At 73.4% G+C, this 18,059-nt stretch carries 14 protein-coding genes and 10 pseudogenes; 8 read left to right on the forward strand and 16 right to left on the reverse strand.

Annotated elements, in window-relative coordinates:
* The first annotated feature begins 41 nt into the window (after positions 1–41).
* Together U6N30_RS34310 and U6N30_RS34315 are read left to right on the forward strand one after the other, a co-directional pair.
* Entirely contained in the window at positions 42–131 is a 90-nt protein-coding gene (locus tag U6N30_RS34310; protein WP_422678133.1) for a cupredoxin domain-containing protein, read from the forward strand.
* Complete coding sequence (locus U6N30_RS34315) at positions 121–399, forward strand: hypothetical protein (protein ID WP_422677962.1); 279 nt, start codon at positions 121–123, stop codon at positions 397–399. Before U6N30_RS34310 ends, U6N30_RS34315 begins: the two co-directional genes overlap by 11 nt.
* Here U6N30_RS34315 and xylA read toward each other — a convergent pair.
* The 4 genes and pseudogenes from xylA to U6N30_RS34320 all read right to left on the reverse strand — a co-directional run.
* Complete coding sequence (xylA, locus tag U6N30_RS20285) at positions 353–1,774, reverse strand: xylose isomerase (protein WP_324273707.1); 1,422 nt, start codon at positions 1,772–1,774, stop codon at positions 353–355. The genes U6N30_RS34315 and xylA overlap by 47 nt on opposite strands.
* 47 nt (positions 1,775–1,821) lie before the next feature.
* Positions 1,822–2,304 (reverse strand): ROK family protein, encoded by a 483-nt coding sequence (locus U6N30_RS20290; RefSeq protein WP_324273708.1) that lies wholly within the window; start codon positions 2,302–2,304, stop codon positions 1,822–1,824.
* 109 nt (positions 2,305–2,413) lie between these two features.
* Positions 2,414–2,827: an ROK family protein gene (locus U6N30_RS20295; RefSeq protein ID WP_324273709.1), complete on the reverse strand. Its 414-nt coding sequence runs from the start codon at positions 2,825–2,827 to the stop codon at positions 2,414–2,416.
* A 112-nt stretch (positions 2,828–2,939) separates the two neighbouring features.
* Positions 2,940–3,116 (reverse strand): annotated as a pseudogene (locus U6N30_RS34320) (hypothetical protein); the annotation flags it as partial.
* 429 nt (positions 3,117–3,545) lie between these two features.
* Between U6N30_RS34320 and U6N30_RS20300 the strand changes: the two are divergent.
* Positions 3,546–3,947 (forward strand): annotated as a pseudogene (locus tag U6N30_RS20300) (FGGY family carbohydrate kinase); the annotation flags it as partial.
* Positions 3,948–4,359: 412 nt separating this feature from the next.
* Positions 4,360–4,458: pseudogene (locus tag U6N30_RS20305) on the forward strand (hypothetical protein); the annotation flags it as partial.
* Positions 4,459–4,901: 443 nt separating this feature from the next.
* Here U6N30_RS20305 and U6N30_RS20310 read toward each other — a convergent pair.
* Positions 4,902–5,456, reverse strand: a pseudogene (locus U6N30_RS20310) (alpha/beta fold hydrolase); the annotation flags it as partial.
* A gap of 162 nt (positions 5,457–5,618) precedes the next feature.
* Here U6N30_RS20310 and U6N30_RS20315 point away from each other — a divergent pair.
* Together U6N30_RS20315 and U6N30_RS20320 are read left to right on the forward strand one after the other, a co-directional pair.
* On the forward strand, positions 5,619–5,927 hold the full coding sequence (locus U6N30_RS20315; protein ID WP_324273710.1) for an FAD-dependent oxidoreductase: 309 nt from the start codon (positions 5,619–5,621) through the stop codon (positions 5,925–5,927).
* Positions 5,879–7,042 (forward strand): NAD(P)/FAD-dependent oxidoreductase, encoded by a 1,164-nt coding sequence (locus tag U6N30_RS20320; RefSeq protein ID WP_324273711.1) that lies wholly within the window; start codon positions 5,879–5,881, stop codon positions 7,040–7,042. Before U6N30_RS20315 ends, U6N30_RS20320 begins: the two co-directional genes overlap by 49 nt.
* 61 nt (positions 7,043–7,103) lie before the next feature.
* On the opposite strand, the gene U6N30_RS20325 is transcribed toward U6N30_RS20320, so the two are convergent.
* From U6N30_RS20325 to U6N30_RS20340, 4 genes and pseudogenes are all read right to left on the reverse strand, one after another.
* The gene (locus U6N30_RS20325) at positions 7,104–7,226 is read right to left on the reverse strand and encodes a hypothetical protein (RefSeq protein WP_324273712.1); all 123 of its coding nucleotides are present in this window, start codon (positions 7,224–7,226) and stop codon (positions 7,104–7,106) included.
* Between the two features lie 6 nt (positions 7,227–7,232).
* Positions 7,233–7,334: pseudogene (locus tag U6N30_RS20330) on the reverse strand (hypothetical protein); the annotation flags it as partial.
* Positions 7,328–8,388, reverse strand: a pseudogene (locus U6N30_RS20335) (erythromycin esterase family protein). The pseudogenes U6N30_RS20335 and U6N30_RS20330, both read right to left, overlap by 7 nt.
* 19 nt (positions 8,389–8,407) lie before the next feature.
* Positions 8,408–9,559 (reverse strand): carboxylate-amine ligase, encoded by a 1,152-nt coding sequence (locus U6N30_RS20340; protein WP_324273713.1) that lies wholly within the window; start codon positions 9,557–9,559, stop codon positions 8,408–8,410.
* 189 nt (positions 9,560–9,748) lie between these two features.
* On the opposite strand from U6N30_RS20340, the gene U6N30_RS20345 reads away from it, so the two are divergent.
* Positions 9,749–10,681: a GGDEF domain-containing protein gene (locus tag U6N30_RS20345; protein ID WP_324273714.1), complete on the forward strand. Its 933-nt coding sequence runs from the start codon at positions 9,749–9,751 to the stop codon at positions 10,679–10,681.
* 3 nt (positions 10,682–10,684) lie between these two features.
* Here U6N30_RS20345 and U6N30_RS20350 read toward each other — a convergent pair.
* Together U6N30_RS20350 and U6N30_RS20360 are read right to left on the reverse strand one after the other, a co-directional pair.
* Positions 10,685–11,490 (reverse strand): annotated as a pseudogene (locus U6N30_RS20350) (SDR family oxidoreductase).
* A 9-nt stretch (positions 11,491–11,499) separates the two neighbouring features.
* Complete coding sequence (locus U6N30_RS20360) at positions 11,500–12,570, reverse strand: helix-turn-helix transcriptional regulator (RefSeq protein ID WP_324273717.1); 1,071 nt, start codon at positions 12,568–12,570, stop codon at positions 11,500–11,502.
* Between the two features lie 60 nt (positions 12,571–12,630).
* Here U6N30_RS20360 and U6N30_RS34325 point away from each other — a divergent pair.
* Positions 12,631–13,184 (forward strand): annotated as a pseudogene (locus U6N30_RS34325) (DinB family protein).
* Positions 13,185–13,257: 73 nt separating this feature from the next.
* Here the strand turns inward: U6N30_RS34325 and U6N30_RS20370 are convergent.
* The 5 genes and pseudogenes from U6N30_RS20370 to U6N30_RS20390 form a co-directional block, all read right to left on the reverse strand.
* Positions 13,258–14,185, reverse strand: a pseudogene (locus U6N30_RS20370) (ABC transporter permease).
* Positions 14,182–15,267 carry an ABC transporter permease gene (locus tag U6N30_RS20375; RefSeq protein WP_324273719.1) on the reverse strand — a complete coding sequence of 362 codons (1,086 nt, stop codon included), beginning with the start codon at positions 15,265–15,267 and terminating at the stop codon, positions 14,182–14,184. Before U6N30_RS20375 ends, U6N30_RS20370 begins: the two are co-directional and overlap by 4 nt.
* The gene (locus U6N30_RS20380) at positions 15,264–16,004 is read right to left on the reverse strand and encodes an ATP-binding cassette domain-containing protein (RefSeq protein WP_324273720.1); all 741 of its coding nucleotides are present in this window, start codon (positions 16,002–16,004) and stop codon (positions 15,264–15,266) included. Before U6N30_RS20380 ends, U6N30_RS20375 begins: the two co-directional genes overlap by 4 nt.
* Before the next feature lie 338 nt (positions 16,005–16,342).
* Positions 16,343–16,888: pseudogene (locus U6N30_RS20385) on the reverse strand (ATP-binding cassette domain-containing protein); the annotation flags it as partial.
* Positions 16,885–17,658, reverse strand: coding sequence for a BMP family ABC transporter substrate-binding protein (locus U6N30_RS20390; protein ID WP_324273721.1), 774 nt, complete (start codon positions 17,656–17,658; stop codon positions 16,885–16,887). The gene U6N30_RS20390 and the pseudogene U6N30_RS20385, both read right to left, overlap by 4 nt.
* Positions 17,659–18,059: the final 401 nt, after the last annotated feature.

Below are 18,059 nucleotides of genomic sequence, written 5' to 3' on the forward strand. Positions count from 1 at the left end.
CCTCGGACGCGATCGACCCCGGTGGGACGACGACGCTCACGGTGGCCCTGGAACCCGGCGAGTACGTCGTCTACTGCTCGATCGCCAACCACCGCGCGATGGGCATGGAGACGACGATCCGTGTCTCCTGACCAGGGTTCCCGGACGTCCGCACCGGCGACCGCCCGCCACCACCGCCCACCGGCGCCCGCGCTGCTGTGGGCCCTGCGGATCGCCGGGGCCGCCCTGCTCGCGGCCATGGCCTGGATCCACCTGGACCTCTGGAACGACGGCTACCGGACGATCGACGTGATCGGGCCGGCGTTCCTGCTGAACGCCGTCGCGGGCTTCGGCCTCGCCGCCCTGCTGCTCGTCACCCCCGGCCCGTCGTGGGCTGGGTGGCCGCCCTCGGTGCGCTGACCGCGGCCGGGACCCTGGCCGGCCTGCTGCTGTCCACCACCGTCGGGCTGTTCGGCTTCACCGAGACGACATCCGCATCGCTCTGGTGGCAGTCGTTCTGCGTGGAGAGCGCCGCGGTCGTCGTCCTCGCTGTTCTCGCCGTCCTCGCCTCCCGGCGGCGCGCCTGACCGGGGCGGGAGGGCCGTGTCCCCGCCCGCCCACCCCGGTCCGATGGCTCAGCGCACGCCGAGCAGGTGCTCCATGGCGAGCTGGTCGAGCCGCTCGAACTGCAGTCCGCGCTCCCCCAGCGCCTGCGGGTCGTGCTGCTCGGCCCGCAGGTCGTCCAGCGACTCCCCGCGCCCAGCGTGGGCACGGCGAGCTCCGCGACCCGCGCGGCCTCGAGCGCCTCGGCGACCTCGGGGTCCGCCCGGAAGGCCTGGGCCTTCTCCTTGAGGATCAGGTAGTTGCGCATGCAGGCCCGCGCGGTCTCCCACACGCCCTCGATGTCCTCGGTCCGCGGCGGCTTGTAGTCGAAGTGCAGGTAGCCGTCGTAGGCCCTGCCCGTGCCCGAGCCCAGCAGGGTGTCGACGGTCCAGAACGCGCCGCGCAGGTTGCCCGCGCCGAAGCGGAGATCCTGGTCGAACCGGGGGCCGTGCTGACCGTTGAGGTCGACGTGGAAGAGCTTGCCGTGCCACAGCGCCTGCCCGATGCCCTGGGCGAAGTTCAGCCCGGCCATCTCCTCGTGCCCCACCTCGGGGTTGAGGCCGACGCGGTCGGGCTCCTCGAGCTCGTTGATGAACGCGATGGCGTGGCCGATCGTGGGCAGCAGGATGTCGCCACGCGGCTCGTTGGGCTTGGGCTCGAGGGCGAACCGGATGTCGTAGCCCTTGTCGCGGACGTAGCCGCAGAGGAGGTCCAGGCCCTCCTTGTAGCGGTCCAGCGCGGCGGCGACGTCCTTGGTCCCGCCGGACTCCGCACCCTCGCGCCCGCCCCAGAGGACGTACGTCTTCGCCCCCAGCTCGGCCGCGAGGTCGATGTTGCGCAGCACCTTGGCGATCGCGTACCGGCGGACGGCCCGGTCGTTGGCGGTCAGCCCGCCGTCCTTGAACACCGGGGCGCCGAAGAGGTTCGTCGTCGCCATCTCCACGCCCATGCCGGTCTCGGCGAGGGCCTTCCGGAACCGCTCGAGGGTCGCGTCCCGGGTGGCGTCGTCGGGCACCAGGTCGTCGTCGTGGAAGGTGATGGCCGCGGCGCCGAGCTCGGCCAGCCGGTGCACGGCCTCCACCGGGTCCAGGACCGGGCGGACCGGTCCACCGAACACGTCGACGCCCTGCCAGCCCACCGTCCAGAGGCCGAAGCTGAACTTGTCGTCCTTGGTCGGGGTGTAGTCGGTCATGCGGGGATCTCCGTCCGGGTCGGTGGATGGGCAGTGCGGGAGATGGCTCAGGAGCCGATGGCCGGGCTCACGCCGTCGTCACCGGCCACCGGGACGAGGGTCGGGTCGTCGAACACCGCCTCCAGGGCGACGTGCGCGCCCCCGAGGACGGCGGCGGTGAAGCCCAGCGTGGACAGCACGATGCGCGCTCCGGCGAGGTCGGGGCCGAACACCCGGGCGCGCAGTTCGGCGGCCATCGGCTCGGTGAGGAACCGGCCGAGGACGGCGAAGTAGCCGCCCAGCAGCACGACCTGCGGGTTGAACACGTTGATCAGGACGGCGGCGCCGGTGCCCAGGGCCGTGCCGACCTGGGTGAGCGCGTCGAGCGTGCGCCGGTCGCCGGCGTCGGCCCGGGCGGCGAGCTCGGCGAGCCGGGTCTCCAGATCGCGACCGTGGTCGTGCACCGGGTCGCCGGGGTCGGCGGCCGCGCGCAGCAGCGCGGACAGCCCCACGACGGTCTCCCAGCAACCGTGTCGGCCGCAGCCGCACACGAGGTCGGGGTCGCCGAGCGAGGTGTGCCCGACCTCCCCGAGAGCCCGCCCGCACCGCGCAGCAGCCGGCCGTCGACGATCAGTCCTCCGCCGACGCCGACCTCACCGGTCAGGTAGACGAGGTCGGGGTGCGCGCCTCCGGGCCCATCGCCCACTCGGCGATCGCCGACAGGTTGGCGTCGTTCTCCACGCGGATGGGGCAGTCGAGGTCGACGCGGGCGCGCAGACCGTCGAGCACGGCGACGTCGTGCCAGCCGAGGTTCGGCGCGTAGGTGGCGACGCCGTCACCGCTCCGGACCAGGCCGGGGACGGCGACGGTGAGCCCGACCGGGACCGCGCCCCGGGTAGCGGCCGCGGCGAGGGCCTGGTGCACGAGGCGGGCCACCGCATCGAGCGTGCCCTCGGCCCCGAGCTCGGGGACGTCGAGCGCCGTCCGGTGCTCGAAGAGCACCTCCCCGCAGGTCGAGGACGAGGATGGCGACGTAGTCGACGTTGAGCTCCACCCCGACGCCGCAGACGCCACGGCCGTCCAGGTGGACGATCAGCCCCGGCCGGCCCACGGAGCCGCCGCGGTCGACGTCCCCGGCCGTGATCAGCCGACGGTCGGCCAGCTCCGCGACGAGGCTGGACACGGTGGCCTTGTTCAGCCCGGTCTCCTGGGCGATGCGGGCCCGCGACCGCGGGCCGGCGTCCCGGAGGTGCCGCAGGACGAGTCCGAGGTTGCTGCGCCGGACGGTCGCCTGATCGGCGGGGCCCTGCCGGCGAGTGGCGCCGTCGTACAGCCGGCGTTCGTCGAACACGCGCCTGATCACCCCTCCGAGCGCCTCGTCGCACTCATTTGTCGGTCGCGTCAACAAATTACTGACGGGGATGCGGTGTGGTCAAGGTCGCCTCCGTCGCCCCGTCCCGACCGAGGCGCCCCGTCCTGGCCGCCTTCAGTTGACCGACCCGCCGACATGACCCGGCCGTGGTTACAGTCCCGGCCGTGACCACCCTCACCGTTGCGGTGCGATGAGCACCGCCCGCACCCTCGTCGCCGGCGTCGACACCTCCACCCAGGCCTGCAAGGTCGTGATCCGCGACGCCGCGACGGGTGAGCTCGTCCGTTCCGGCCGGGCTGCCCACCCGGACGGCACCGCGGTGCCCCCAGCGCCTGGGAGGAGGCGTTCACCGCCGCGGCCGAGGCAGCCGGTGGCCTCGCCGACGTCGCCGCCCTGTCCGTGGGCGGGCAGCAGCACGGCATGGTCTGTCTCGACGAGCACGGCGCCGTCGTCCGCGACGCCTTGCTCTGGAACGACGTCCGCTCCGCCGGCGCGGCGGCCGACCTGATCACCGAGCTGGGGAACGGCGACGACACCGCCGGTCGGCGGGCCTGGGCCGACGCGGTCGGCGTCGTGCCGGTGGCCTCGTTCACCGCGACCAAGCTCCGCTGGCTCGCCGACGCCGAACCGGAGAACGCCGACCGCACCGCCGCCGTCTGCCTCCCGCACGACTGGCTCACCTGGCGGCTGTCGGCCGACCGCCGCCTGGACACCCTCGTCACCGACCGCGGCGACGCCAGCGGCACCGCCTACTGGTCCGCCCGCACCGGCGAGTACCGGTTCGACCTGCTGGAGCTGGCTCTGCGCGGCCGCCGGCCCGCCGTTCCCCGCGTCGCCGGGCCGGCCGAGCAGGTCGGCGTCCTCGCCGGCGGATCGGCAGCGCTCGGTCCGGGCACCGGCGACAACGCCGCCGCCGCGCTCGGCCTGGCCGCCCGCCCCGGCGACGTCATCGTCTCGATCGGCACCTCCGGCGTGGTCTCGGCCGTCACCACCACGGCCGTCGCCGACGTCACCGGCACGGTGGCCGGTTTCGCCGACGCGACCGGCAGGCACCTGCCGCTGGTCGCGACGATGAACGCCGCGCGGGTGCTCGACGCGGCGGCGGCGATGCTCGGCGTCGACCACGCGACGCTGTCGGACCTCGCGATCTCGGCCCCTCCGGCGCGGACGGCCTCGTGCTGGTCCCCTACCTCGAGGGCGAGCGGACGCCGAACCTCCCTCCGCGACAGGCGCCGTGCACGGGCTGACCCTCCGGACGGCCACCCCCGCACACCTCGCCCGGGCCGCCGTGGAGGGCCTGCTCTGCGGGCTCGCCGACGGCATCGAGGCGGTCGTCGCGCACGGCGTCGCCGTCGACCGCGTGCTGCTGATCGGCGGCGCGGCGCGCTCCCCGCCGTCCAGCAGCTCGCCCCCGGGATCCTCGGTCGCCCGGTTCTGGTGCCGCCCCCGGGCGAGTACGTCGCCGACGGGGCGGCACGACAGGCTGCCTGGGCGCTGTCGGGCACCGCGGAGCCGCCCGAGTGGCCCCAGCCCGGGCTGGAGGCGTTCGAGGCAGCCCCGGCGACCGGCGTGCGCGAGCGGTACGCGGAGGTGCGCAGCCGCACCGACGGCCAGTAACGGCCCCGTCCGGAGGCTCACCGCGAGCTTGCGAGCGGTGAGAGGGACGGGGTCCTTCTGGTCACCAGCTCGCGGCGGGCCCCTGCAGGGGCCGGCCGGTCCATCACGTCACCAGCTCGCGGAGGATCGCCGCCACCGCGTCGGGATGGGTCATCGGCGTCATGTGCGCGGCACCGGGCAGCTCGACCGCCCGGCCCTTCGGCGCCGCCGCGGCGAGCCGGGCGGCCCAGTCGTGCGGGCAGAGCCGGTCCCGCGTCCCCGGACCACCGTCACCGGGACGGCGACGTCGCGCAGCCTCCGGTCGGTGTCGTCGGGCGCAGCGGTACGCCACAGCGCGGCCATCGCCCGGGGCCCGGTCCGCCACCACTGGGCCAGGACGAGGGGCACCTGCCACCACGGCTCGGCCAGCGCCGTCCGCAACCAGTGCCACGCGAGACCGGGGGTCGACCGCAGGCGGGGATCGGTGGTCGGCCCGAGGAGCACGGCACCGACCACGCGCGCGTCCCGAGCCGCGGCCACCGCGACCACCTGGCAGCTCTGCGAGTGACCGACCAGGACGACCGGGCCGTCGCCCAGCTCACCGAGCAGCCGGTCGGCCAGCTCATCCAGCGGCGGCACCGGCTCCGCCAGCCCCATGCCGGGCAGGAGGACGACCGCGGCGGCGACCCGGGCGCGAACCCGGCGCGAGGAGCGTTCGTCCAGGCCGAGACCGGGTACGAGGACGAACCGGAGGGGGCAGGGCCATCTCGACCGGTCTACCGGCCCCCGGACGAGCCGCGAGCCGAAGACTCAGCGGGCACAGTGTGGTGGATCGCACGGAACCACCGAGGGACCCCGAGGGCCTGGCACGGACCGGAGTGGAAGGATCAAGTCATCATGACGACATCACGAGCGAGTGCCCCTGCCGTCGACGCGACGCCCGGCGCCCGACCGCGCGTCGTCATCATCGGTTCCGGCTTCGGTGGCCTCTTCGCGGCGCAGCGGCTACGGAAGGCCGACGTCGACGTCACCCTGATCGGCAAGACCAGCCACCACCTCTTCCAGCCGCTGCTCTACCAGGTGGCGACCGGCATCCTCTCCGAGGGGAGATCGCGCCGGCCACCCGCGAGATCCTCCGCCGGCAGGAGAACGCCCGCGTGGTGCTCGGCGAGGTCACCGACATCGACCTGGCCGCCCGCACCGTGACCTCCACCGTGCTCGGCCGCACGATGGTGCACCCCTACGACGAGCTGATCGTCGCGGCCGGTGCCGGCCAGTCCTACTTCGGCAACGACCGCTTCGCCGAGTTCGCCCCCGGCATGAAGAGCATCGACGACGCCCTGGAGCTGCGCGGGCGGATCTTCGGTGCCTTCGAGCTGGCCGAGCTCGCCACCGACCAGGCCGAGATCGACCGGCTGATGACCTTCGTCGTCGTCGGGGCCGGCCCCACCGGCGTGGAGATGGCCGGGCAGATCGCCGAGCTCGCCCACCGCACGTTGAAGAGGGACTTCCGGAACATCGACCCCCGCACCAGCCGCATCGTCCTGCTCGACGCCGCCCCGACCATGCTCCCGGCGTTCGGCGAGAAGCTCGGTGGCCGCGCCCGGCGACAGCTCAACGAGATCGGCGTCGAGGTGCAGCTCGGGGCGATGGTCACCGACGTCGATGCCGACGGCCTGGACATCAAGGACTCCGACGGCCAGGTCCGCCGGCTCAACGCCGCCACCAAGATCTGGGCGGCGGGTGTGCAGGCCAGCGAGCTCGGCCGCACCCTGGGCGAGCAGTCCGGCGCCGAGGTCGACCGTGCGGGCCGCGTGGCGGTGCAGCCCGACCTGACCCTCCCCGGGCACCCCGAGGTGCACGTCGTCGGCGACATGATGGCGCTGGACAAGCTGCCCGGCGTCGCGCAGGTCGCGATCCAGGGCGGCCGCTACGCCGCCGACCAGATCCAGCGACGGCTGGCCGGCAAAGAGCCCGAGGGCCCCTTCCACTACTTCGACAAGGGCTCGATGGCCACCATCTCGCGGTTCCACGCGGTGGCCGACATCGGGAAGTTCAAGTTCGAGGGCTTCCTCGCCTGGATGATCTGGCTGGTCATCCACCTCTTCTACATCGTCGGCTTCAAGAGCCGGATCACGACCGTCCTGCACTGGCTGGTCAGCTTCATGGGCCGCGGCCGGTCGCAGCGGGTTGCCACCCAGCAGCAGGTCTTCGGCCGACTGGCCCTGGAGAAGCTCGGGCCGGAGTTCGAGGCGTCGAAGACCGGCGGACCCAAGGGTGCTCCGGTCGACGAGGACCTCACCGGGCGCGAATCCGCCTGACGGCCCCGGTGCAGGATCCCGCCGCCGGCGTGCGGGCAGTGGGAGGAAGCGGGGCTCTCGCTCACACCGCCTCGGACGCGACGGGGACATGCTCGTCGGCGCGCTCGAGGTGCAGCGGCTGCAGCGGGGTCGTCTCCTCGAGGTGGAGGAAGGCGTCGTACCGCTCACCGAGGACCGTCGGCACGTAGTTGCCCCACCGCTCACGACCCGGCCGGTAGACGACGCCGATCGCTCGGTGGTCGAGACGGTGGTCGAGCCAGGCAGGCCGCTCGCCCCGCGGGACGATCAGCAGGAGTCCTCCCCAGCGCCCGGTGCAGCAGGTCCTCCAGGCTGCCCGGGGGCCGGCGGCACCGGCATGCGCTCCATCTGTGCGCCCCAGCTCTGCCCGGCGATCACCGCGCCGCGGTGCCCGCCGAACCCCACCAGGACGACGTCGTCGCTGCCGTGCCGCTCGCGCAGCAGCTGTCCGACGTTCGTCATGCCGGAGCCGGCCATGTCGGTGGCCCGCGCGTCACCGATGTGCGTGTTGTGCTCCACACGACCGCCTTGCCGCCGGCATGGGCGAGCAGCCGGTCGAGCGTGTCGGCCATGTGCACGTCCCGGACGTTCCACGACTGCGCCGAGCCGCCCATCATCGCGCGGTAGTAGCGCTCCGCGTCGACCACGACGGCGGCGTTCTGCTCCGCCGAGAACCGGGACTCGGGGTCGCCCTCGAACTCCCGGCGTCCGCGCTCCTCGCAGAGCGTGCGCAGCAGGTCGACCGCCGCCTGCTCGCACGAGGTCGGTGCGAAGCGGCTGGCGAACGCGTACTCGGCGCCGTCCTCCCCGAACGGCTCGAAGCACCGCAGCGCCTGCACGGCGGTCTGCACGTGCTGGGGCTCGTGCTCGCGCAGCCACTCGACCAGGCCGTGCATCGAGTCCCAGAGGCTGTAGACGTCGATGCCGTAGAACCCGACCCGCTGCGGCTCCGGGCGGGCGGCGTTGACCCCGCGCAGCCAGCGGCAGAAGTCCACGACGTCGTCGTTGGCCCACATCCACGTCGGCCACCGCACGAAGGCGTCGAGGGCGTCCCGCGGGTCCTCGTCCGCGCCCGGCCGGAGCCGCACGCTGCGGTTGACCCGGTAGCAGTCGGGCCAGTCGCCTTCGACAGCCACGAACCGGAAGCCCCGCTCCTCGACCAGCCGCCGGGTGAGGGCTGCCCGCCAGGCGTAGTACTCGTGGGTGCCGTGGCTGGCCTCCCCGATGGCCACGATGCGCGCGTCCCCGATCCGCTCGAGGAGCGGGTCGAGATGGGCCTCGCTCCGCAACGGACCGGCGAGGGCTCGTACGTCGTCGTCACTGGTCATGGGTCCTCCCCGCCCGTGGTCAGCTGTTCTCCAGCGCGGTGCCCTCCCGGACGATCCGGGCAGCGACCTCGCGCCAGTTCCCGCTGCGCACCCACGTCTCGCGCTGCCGGGACGCCGACGTACCCCGCTCGAAGAGGCCTTCCACCAGATCGACGACGACGGTCCACTCGTCGTGCTCGGTCAGGTCGTCGCGGAGCTCGGTCAGCAGTCGTCGGACGGCGACCCGGGCGGGCACGAGTTCGCAGCGCAGCGGATCGAACAGCTCGCCTCCCAGGCCGAACCGGGCCGCCCGCCACCGCGCTGCCCGCAACAGTTCCGCGCGCGGCCGGGGACACGGCTCCTCGCGTTCGGCCCGCCCGGCGAGGACCCGGACCAGCGAGCGCGCGAGCGCCGCGTGCAGGACGACGTCGTCGACCTCGGTGCACACGTCGGCCAGCCGGAACTCCAGCGTGGGCAGGTGCGACGAGGGCCGCAGGTCCCAGTAGAGGTGCGAGGCGTCCGCGATCACGCCGGACGCCACCATCCCGTCGACGACGGCGCTGAAGCGCTCGGCGTCACCGAGGTACTCCGGTGGCCCGGTCGTCGGCCAGCGCGACCACCACATGGTGCGGTAGCTCTCGTGCCCGGTGTCGACCCCGTCGTGGAACGGCGAGCTGCCGGTCATGGCGAGCAGCACCGCGAGGTAGGGGCGGGCCCGGTCCATGATCGCGACGGCCACGCCCAGGTCGGGCACGCCGACGTGCACGTGGCAGCCGACGATGTCCTGCTGCTGCGCCAGGCCGGCCCACCGGGTGACCATCGCCTCGTAGCGCGGCGCCGGGGTGATGTCCTGCTGCTGCCAGCTGTCGAACGGATGGGTGGAGGACGCGAGGATCCGCACCCCGGCCCGCGCGGCGGCGCCGGCCGCCTCGGCCCGCGTGGTCACCAGCTCGGCGCGCAGCTCCTCGAGGCTGCAGCAGATCCCGGTCGCCGATTCCAGCTGCGTGGTGGTGATCTCCGCGTGCAGGTGCGGCCCCGATTCCTCCCGCAGCACGGCCGCGGCCAGCGCGGGGCTGCGGGTCAGCCGGTAGGTCGCCGGGTCGACGAGGTGGAACTCCTCCTCCACGCCGAACGTCGCGCCGGCGGACGGGCGCTCGGTCCCCGGCGGCCCCGTACCGTCGGCCAGCTCCACACGCGCTCCTGTGCAGCGAGGCGACGCGGGGTCGCCGGCCTCCCCGGACGCGGGGCCGGCTGATGGCCAGCCGTGCTGCTGACGGTAGGCGGTGGGGCCGTCCCCGCACCCCGCTCCGGAGGCTGGACCCGCCATCCCATCGGGGCAACCGAACGCGGACGGAGTCGTTTCCCATGCAGGATGGACACCATGCTCGTCGACCGGCGCACCCCGGCCCTGCTGCTGGCGGTGCTGTACGCCGTCTGCGGGGCGCTGTGCATGGCGACGGCGATCTGGCCGCTGCACCCCGACACGCCGATGCCGCTGCTGTGGACGCTCGGCGCGGTCGGCGGTGGCGGGGGCGCCGCCATCTGGCTCCTGCGCCGGCGGCTGAGCACCTTGGGCATGCACGCCGCGGTGGCTATGGCCAGCGTGCTCGTCTCCGTCCTGGCCTGGCAGTCGGCGACGCGGGTCGGCGTCGTCGGACTCGGTCCCGCCCTGATCGCCATCGGCCTCTACGCGGCGCACTTCTTCGACCTGACGGCCGCCCGGCTGCACGCCGGCCTGCTCGTGGTGCTGAGCACGGCGGGAGCCGTCGCGGCCGAGCCGGACCAGTTCGCCGTCGCCTGGACGGCGATCATGGTCTCGATCGTCGCGTTCACCGAGGTGCAGGGCCGCCTCGCCCGCACGCTGCGCACGGCCGCGACCACCGACCCGCTGACCGGGGTGGCGAACCGACGCGCGTGGGAGGCGGAGGCAGCTCGGCACCTGGCCCGTGCGGCGCGCACCGGTGAGCCGCTGAGCTTCGCGATCCTCGACCTCGACGACTTCAAGGAGGTCAACGACCGCGAGGGGCACGGCGCGGGCGACGCCCTGCTGCAGGACCTGGCGGCCGGCTGGTCGGCGCGGCTGCGGCAGGCGGACCTGCTCGGCCGCTACGGCGGCGACGAGTTCGTGCTGTGCCTGCCCGCCACCAACAGCGAGGGCGCCCGGGAGATCCTGCAGCAGCTGGACGCCACCCACGCCTTCGCCTGGACGGTCGGGACCGCGACCGCGCAGCCCGGCGACACGTTGACCGCCGTACTGGGCCGCGCCGATGCCGACCTGTACCTGCGCAAGCACAGCCGTCGCACCACCGGCTGACGGTCAGGGACGGCGCCAGTCGTCCGCCGTCAGATGGGAGCCGGCCATGGGGCCCATCCGCAGCATGCCGCCGTCGACGGCCCAGGACGCGCCGGTGACGTAGCCGGCAGCGGGCGAGGCCAGGAAGGCGACGACGGCCGCCACCTCGCGCGCGTCGCCCGGACGGCCGAGCGGGATCCCGGGCCGCTCGTGCCCGGGTGCGGTGGGGTCCTCGTCCTCCTGGCCGGTCATCGGCGTCGCGATCTCGCCGGGCGCCACGGCGTTCACGGTGATGCCGTGCTCGGCGAGCTCGATGGCCGCCACCTGGGTGAGCAGGCCCAGCCCGCCCTTGGCGGCGCAGTAGGCGGCCGCGCCCACGCGGGGCTGGTGCTCGTGGACGCTGGTGATGTTCACGATCCGCCCGCCGCGACCGGTGGCCACCATGCGCCGGGCGGCACGCTGCAGGCAGAGGAACGCGCCGTCCAGATCAGTGGCCAGGACCTCGCGCCAGGTGCCGAGGTCGAGGTCGAGCAGCGGCGTCATGTGGCCGGTGCCGGCATCGTTCACCAGGACGTCGACGCCGCCGAGGGCCTCGGCCAGCTCGTCCACGACGTCGGCGGCGTCCGGCAACGCGGTCAGGTCCAGGTGGCGCACCTCCGCCCGTCGTCCTCGTGCCCGCACCTCCGCGGCGGTCGCCTCCCCGCCGCCTCGTCGCGGAACCAGGTGATGCCGACATCGCAGCCCTGCTCGGCGAGGGCGACCGCTGTCGCCCGGCCGATCCCCGACTCCGATCCGGTGATGATGGCGACGCGTCCGCTGCTCTCGGTCATGGGGTCACGCTAGGCGTACCGGCCACGGACGTTGGTGGCCGTGCGCGGGAGCTCCGGTGGCGTCATCGTGGCGCTCGGCACCGCCGCGTCATGTCGCGGCGGACCCGCCGACGGTCGAGGGCTGCTCGGCGGTCGCGCGGCCGAAGCGCCGACTCCACTCCTCCAGCAGCTCACCGAGCTCCGGCGGGAGACGACCGCGAACTCTGCCCCGACCATCCCGAGGGCCAGCGCCGGCCAGACCAGGTCGTCGGCCTCCATCCGCACGCGGCAGCTGCCGGCAGCTGTCGGTTCGACGGTCGACCACTGCCCGATGCGGGCCCGGACGTCGTCCGCCGGTGCCCGTACCTCCACCTCCACGTGGTGGGTCGGGTAGCGGGAGGTGATGCCGGCCCGGACGAACTCCGCGGCATCCCCTCCCGGCACCGTGCGCGGGGCGAACCGGGCACCGGTCGGCCGCAGGTCGCTGAGCCGGTCGAGCCGGAAGCTCCGCCAGTCGCCGCGGTCCAGGTCGAAGGCCACGAGGTACCAGCGCCGGCCCAGCGCGACCAGCCGGAAGGGCTCGACGAACCGTTCGGCCGCCTCCCCGGAGGCGGTCCGGTAACGGAAGCGTAGCCGCTCGGTGTCACGGCAGGCCTGCGCGACGGCGGTGAGCGCCTCGGGGTCGATCTCCGCGCGGCTCGGCGTCCAGGCCGCCGGCACGGTGACCGCGCGCAGCGCCTCCGCGCGCCGTCGCAGCCGCGCCGGCAGGACCTGCACGATCTTGGTCAGCGCCCGCACCGACGCCTCCGCCGTCCCGGCGACCGGTGACTGCGCCGCCGCCTGCAGTCCGACGGTGAGCGCGACCGCCTCGTCGTCGTCCAGGACCAGTGGGGGCAGGACCGCGCCGGGTGACAACTCGTAACCGCCGTCGACACCAGGGCGCGCCTGCACGGGATAGCCCAGTTCGCGCAGCCGGTCGATGTCGCGTCGCAGCGTGCGCACCGAGATGCCCAGGCGGTCGGCGAGCTCGGAGCCGCCCCAGTAGCGGCGGTTCTGCAGCATCGAGAGCAGGCGGAGTGCGCGAGCGGTCGAGTCGGCCATGCGACGAGACTCTTCCTCATCGCGGTCAGGAAGTGGCACCGATCGTCGCTAGCGTCGTCCGTGACGGATCGGACGACGGAAGGCGAGTCCCATGACCAGCGCGACCACCCTCTCACCGCCGAGCGGGCCGACCTGCTCCAGACCCTGGCTGCCCACCGGCACTTCCTCCGGCACACCGTCCAGGGGCTGACCGACGACCAGGCCCGGCAGCGAACGACCGCGAGCGAGCTCACGCTGGGCGGGCTGGTCAAGCACGTCGCGCACCAGGAGGCGGGCTGGGTGCGGTTCGTCCTCGAGGGCCGTCGGCGATGGCGACCCCCACCGACGCGGCCGGCTTCGAGAAGTGGGCCGAGGAGTTCCGCATGGGACCCGACGAGACGCTCGCCGATGTCCTGGCCCACTACGCGCAGGTCGCGGAGCGCACGGACCAGCTGGTCCGGACGCTGCCCGACCTCGACGCCTCCCACCCGCTGCCGGAGGCTCCGTGGTTCGAGCCGGGCGCTGTCCGGTCGGCCCGGCGGGTGTTCCTGCACATCGTGGCCGAGACCGCGCAGCACGCCGGGCACGCCGACATCCTCCGCGAGTCCCTCGACGGTCAGAAGACGATGGCGTAAGGACCCCGTCCTCCTCACCCCTCGCGAGCTCGGGGCGAGCCTCTGGACGGGGCCGACTCGGCGACGGCGGCGCTCACCCGGTCCGGCTCTCCCTGTCGTAGTTGCGGCCCAGGAACTGCGGCACCCGTGCCCACCGGAACGCGAAGATCATCACGATCAGCGTCGCCACGTAGGGGATGACGATCAGTGCCTGACCCGGGATGTCCGTGCCGGCGATCTCCGTGCGGAGCGCGATCACGTCCATCGCCGCGAAGAACAGCGCACCCGCCGCGATGAACTGCGGACGCCAGCCGCCGAAGAACGTGAGCGCGATGGCCAGCCACCCGCGGCCGCCGACGATGCCCTCGGTGAAGGTGCCGGTGAACACCAGGGGCAGGAACGCCCCGGCCATGCCCATCAGCGCGCCACCGGCCGCCGTCGTCCAGAGCCGGGTGCGCACGACGTTGATGCCGAGGCTGTCGGCCGCCCGGGGTTCTCCCCACCGAGCGCAGGTCCAGCCCTGCCCGCGTGCGGTACAGGAAGACGTACAGCCCGACGGCGAGCAAGCCGGCGAAGTACACCAGGACGTTGTGCGAGAACAGCACGGTGCCGAGGACGGGGATGTCGCTGAGCAGCGGGATCTCCACCCGGGGCAGGGTGTCGGTGCGCGGCGTCGTGGCGGACTGCCCGATGACCACCCGGTACAGCAGGCCTGCCAGTCCCGTGGCGGCGAAGAAGAGCGCGAGACCCACCACGAACTGGTCCAGCCGGAGGATGGTCGTCGCCCACCCCAGCGCGAACCCGAAGACGGCGCCCACGCCGGCGGCGAGCAGGATGCCCAGGGCGCTGCTGTCGGTGGAGAAGCTGATGAGGAAGCCGACCGAGGCGCCCAGCAGCATGACGCCCTCCTGGGACACGCTGAAGACACCGGTCAGCCCGCCCAGCATGGTCCCCAGGGACGCCAGCAGGAACGGGACCATCGCGACCACCGTGAGCTGGGCCAAGGACGTGAACTCGCTCATGCGACTCTCCTCGTCAGCCGGGCTGCGATCACGTCGGAGAGCAGCAGGAAGATCAGGATCAGCGCTTCGATGATCAGGACCATCTCGGCCGGGACCCCGACGGTGCGCTGCATCGAGCTGGCTCCGACCTCGAGGATGGCGATGCCGAAGGCCACCACGGGCACCCACAGGGCACTGCCGCGCGCGATCAGCCCGATGATGATGCCGAGCAGCAGGAAGTTGGACTGCATGCCCTCGAGGGCCCGGCCGTGCACGCCGGCGACTTCCAGGGCGCCGGCCAGGCCGCCGAGCGCGCCGCCGACGATCAGCGCGAGGACGGCGACCTTCTCGACGCGGATGCCGTTGATCCCCGCCGCCCGCGGGTTCGTGCCGGCCGCCCGCAGCTCGAAGCCGGCCGCGGTGCCCCGGGTGACCACGATCGTCGCCAGCGCCACCAGGCCGGCCAGCAGGATGCCCGCGTGCACGCCGGGCGGCCCGCCGATATCGGGGAGCACCGCGCCCTCTCCGACCCGCTGGGTCGCGGCGACCCCGGCGGCCGGGTCGGACCACACCTCGGTGGCCGCGTAGTCGAGGACCTGGAAGGACACGAAGTTCAGCAGCACCGTGCTGAGGATCTCGTTGACCCCGAACCGGCCCATGAGGAACGCGGCGATCCCGGCCCAGACCACGCCGGCCAGCACACCGGCGACGATCAGCAGCGGCATCAGCGCGGCCATCGGGAGGTCGGCGTAGACGATCCCGACGCCGGCCGCCGCAGTGGCACCGACCAGCAGCTGACCCTCGCCGCCGATGTTGAATCGGCCGACCGCCAAGGGGATGGTGAAGCCGAGGGCCAGCAGGGCGAGCGGCACCCACTTGGTCAGTGTCTCGGTGAAGCCGAAGCCGGTCCGGAACGACGTGGTGAGGATGGTCCGGAACGCCCCGACGACGTCGTAGCCCAGCGCGGCGATGACGACGCCGGAGACCAGGAAGGCGGCCACGAGCGCGAGGACGTAGGGCAGCAGCCCGCGCAGCAGTCGCGCGGCCAGGCTCGGCGCGGCCGGCGCGACCGCGTCGGGCTCGGTGAGCACGGGGGACGTCATGCGGTCTCCTGGACGCCGGCCATGAGACGGCCCAGCGCGTATGCGTCGTAGTCGCCGCGCCGGCGCTCGCCGACGATCCGGCCCGAGTAGAGGACCACCATCCGGTCGGCCAGCAGGCTGAGCTCGTCGAGGTCCTCGGAGATCAGCACGACCGCGCAGCCACGGTCGCGCGCCTCCTGGACACGTTCGTAGACGAACCGGGCCGATCGCAGGTCGAGGCCGCGGGTCGGGTTCTGCAGGACCAGGACCGACGGCTCGCGGTCGAACGCGCGCGCGAGGATCAGCCGCTGGATGTTGCCGCCGGAGAGGTTGCCGGCCGGCGCGTCGGGACCGGGCGTCTTGATCGTGTACCTGTCGATCGTCGCCACTGCGTGCTCCCGCACCCGCCGCCACTGGATCAGCCCGCCCCGGCGATGGGCCTTGTCGCGCTGCGACCCCAGCAGCAGGTTGTCGGTGACCGAGGCGGCACCGAGGATGCCGTCGCGGTGCCGGTCCTCCGGGACGTACGCCACCCCGGTGTCCAGCCACTGCCGGGTCGGCAGTCCGGCCAGGTCGGCACCGTCGACCGCCACGTTCCCCGCGTGGACCGGCCGCACGCCGGCCAGGACCTCGGCCAGCTCCACCTGGCCGTTGCCGGCCACGCCCGCGACGCCCAGCACCTCGCCCGCACCGACGGCCAGGTCGACGCCGTGCAGGGCAGGCACGCCCTGGTCGTTGCGCGCGACGAGCCCGGACACCTCCAGCAGGGGGCGCTCGACCCCGGCGCGTCCACGGCCCGCTCCTCGGCGCGCGCCACCTCCCCGACCGCCCCGAGCCCGAGCGCTGCGACCACGTCGGAGGACGGCTCCGCGAGCTCGCCCACCATGAGCGAGGCCAGCCCGGTCGCGTCGGTCTCGGCACGGCGCACGGTGGTCATCCGGCGCCCGTCGCGCATCACCGAGATGCGGTCGCAGATGGCCAGCACCTCGCGCACCTTGTGCGAGATGAAGACGATGCTCGTCCCCTCGGCGACGATCTCGCGCAGCGAGGCGAACAGCCCCTCCACCTCCTGCGGGGTCAGGTTGGTCGTCGGCTCGTCCAGGATCAGCACCCGAGCGCCGCGGTAGAGCACCTTGAGGATCTCCACCCGCTGCCGAGCGCCGACCGACAATCGGTCGGTCCGCGCACGGGGGTCGACCGCGAGCCCGAACCGGTCGGAGAGCTCCGAGATCCGGCGGGCGGCGTTGCGCAACCCTCCGGAGGACCCGCTCGTGCCCAGCACCACGTTCTCGACGACCGAGTAGGTCGACACCTGCAGCAGGTGCTGGTGCACCATGCCGATCCCGAGGCCGATGGCGTCGCGCGGCGAACGTACGTGCACCTCGCGCCCGTCGATCCGGATCTCGCCCGCGTCGGGGCGGTAGAGGCCGTACAGGACGTTCATCAGCGTCGTCTTGCCGGCGCCGTTGCCGCCGACCAGCCCGTGCACCTCGCCGCGCGCCAGCTCGAAGTCGGCGTCGACGAGGGCCCGGACCGGCCCGAAGGACTTGCTGATGCCGGTCATGGTGAGCGGCCGGGCCTGGTCGAGGGCCTCCTCGGATGAGTGCCTCCCGACCGGCCCGGCGGCTGCCGGATCGCTCATTCGACCGGCGTCACGTCGCGGTCGACCTCGATCTCGCCGGCGGCGAGCTGCTCGACCACCTGGTTGACCTCGTCGATGACGGCCTGGTCGACGTTCTGCGGCGTCTGCAGCGAGATGCCCTGCTCGTAGTCCATGCCGAGGTAGCCGCCGGTCTCGCCGGCCTCGATCGAGGTGAGGATCTCGTCGAGCATGACCTCGAAGTCGTAGAGCACGGAGGTCAGGTAGTGCTCGGGCGAGAGGTTCGACTTGTCGGTGTACTTCGCGGTCATGAGCGCGCCCGCGGGGCCGTCGCTGATCGCCTCGAAGGCACCGACGACGCCGAGGTTGAGCGAGGTCAGGATGACGTCGTTGCCCGCGCCGAGCAGCTGGCTGGTGAACTGCTGCGCCCGCGTCGGGTCGTTGAAGTCACCGGTCCACACCGACGTCAGCGTCGCGTCGGAACCGGTGTCCTCGAGGGCCTGCTCCACGGCGTGCACCTCGGAGTAGGAGAACGGCAGGGTGACCCCGCCGAGGTAGGCGATCTGGCCGCTCTGCGACGCCGACGCGGCCAGCACGCCGAGCGGGTAGAAGGCCAGGTGGAAGTTGCGGTCCAGGACCCAGACGTTCTCCGGCACGTCCTCGGGCTCGGTGTCCTGCTCGGCGATGAAGACGACGTCGGGGTTCTCGGCCGCGACGGCGACCGTGGCGTCGTAGAACTGGCTGCCGTGCGTCCAGACGACGGTGTAGCCGTCGGCCACGTACTCCCGCAGCACCCGCTCCGCGTCGGGCACCTGGACGCTCTCGGGTAGGTGACCTCGGCGCCGTGCTCCTCCTCGGCGGCCTCGAGGGCCTGCAGGCCGAGGAAGGTGTAGTCGGCGTCGGTCGTGGTGCCGGAGAAGATGGCGGCGATCCGGGGCGCGTCGTCGCCGCCGGCGGCACCGCCCCGTTCCCGCCGGCGTCACCCTCCCCGCCGCAGGCAGTGAGGGTCAGCAGCATCGCGGCGCCGAGGGCGGTTGCGGAGAGTCGGGCAGATCGCATGAGCGGGCACCATCCTCGGGATCGGTGAAGTGGGGACAGATTTACCTCAGCGCTAAGGTGTGACCCAGAGCACGCGTGGGACCGCAACCGAATCGAGATACGGTCCCCGGAAGTCCGGCCGGTGACGCCCGACCGCCCGTCGGGCGGCCAGGCG

The sequence above is a fragment of the Blastococcus brunescens genome (assembly GCF_035320885.1).
Taxonomy (GTDB): Bacteria; Actinomycetota; Actinomycetes; order Mycobacteriales; family Geodermatophilaceae; genus Blastococcus_B; species Blastococcus_B brunescens.

Bases quoted from the DNA above. Each gene is read 5' to 3' on its own strand.
- xylA (WP_324273707.1), bottom strand. From the start codon at position 1,774: ATGACCGACTACACCCCGACCAAGGACGACAAGTTCAGCTTCGGCCTC.
- U6N30_RS20315 (WP_324273710.1), top strand. From the start codon at position 5,619: ATGACGACATCACGAGCGAGTGCCCCTGCCGTCGACGCGACGCCCGGC.
- U6N30_RS20345 (WP_324273714.1), top strand. From the start codon at position 9,749: ATGCTCGTCGACCGGCGCACCCCGGCCCTGCTGCTGGCGGTGCTGTAC.
- U6N30_RS20360 (WP_324273717.1), bottom strand. From the start codon at position 12,570: ATGGCCGACTCGACCGCTCGCGCACTCCGCCTGCTCTCGATGCTGCAG.
- U6N30_RS20375 (WP_324273719.1), bottom strand. From the start codon at position 15,267: ATGACGTCCCCCGTGCTCACCGAGCCCGACGCGGTCGCGCCGGCCGCG.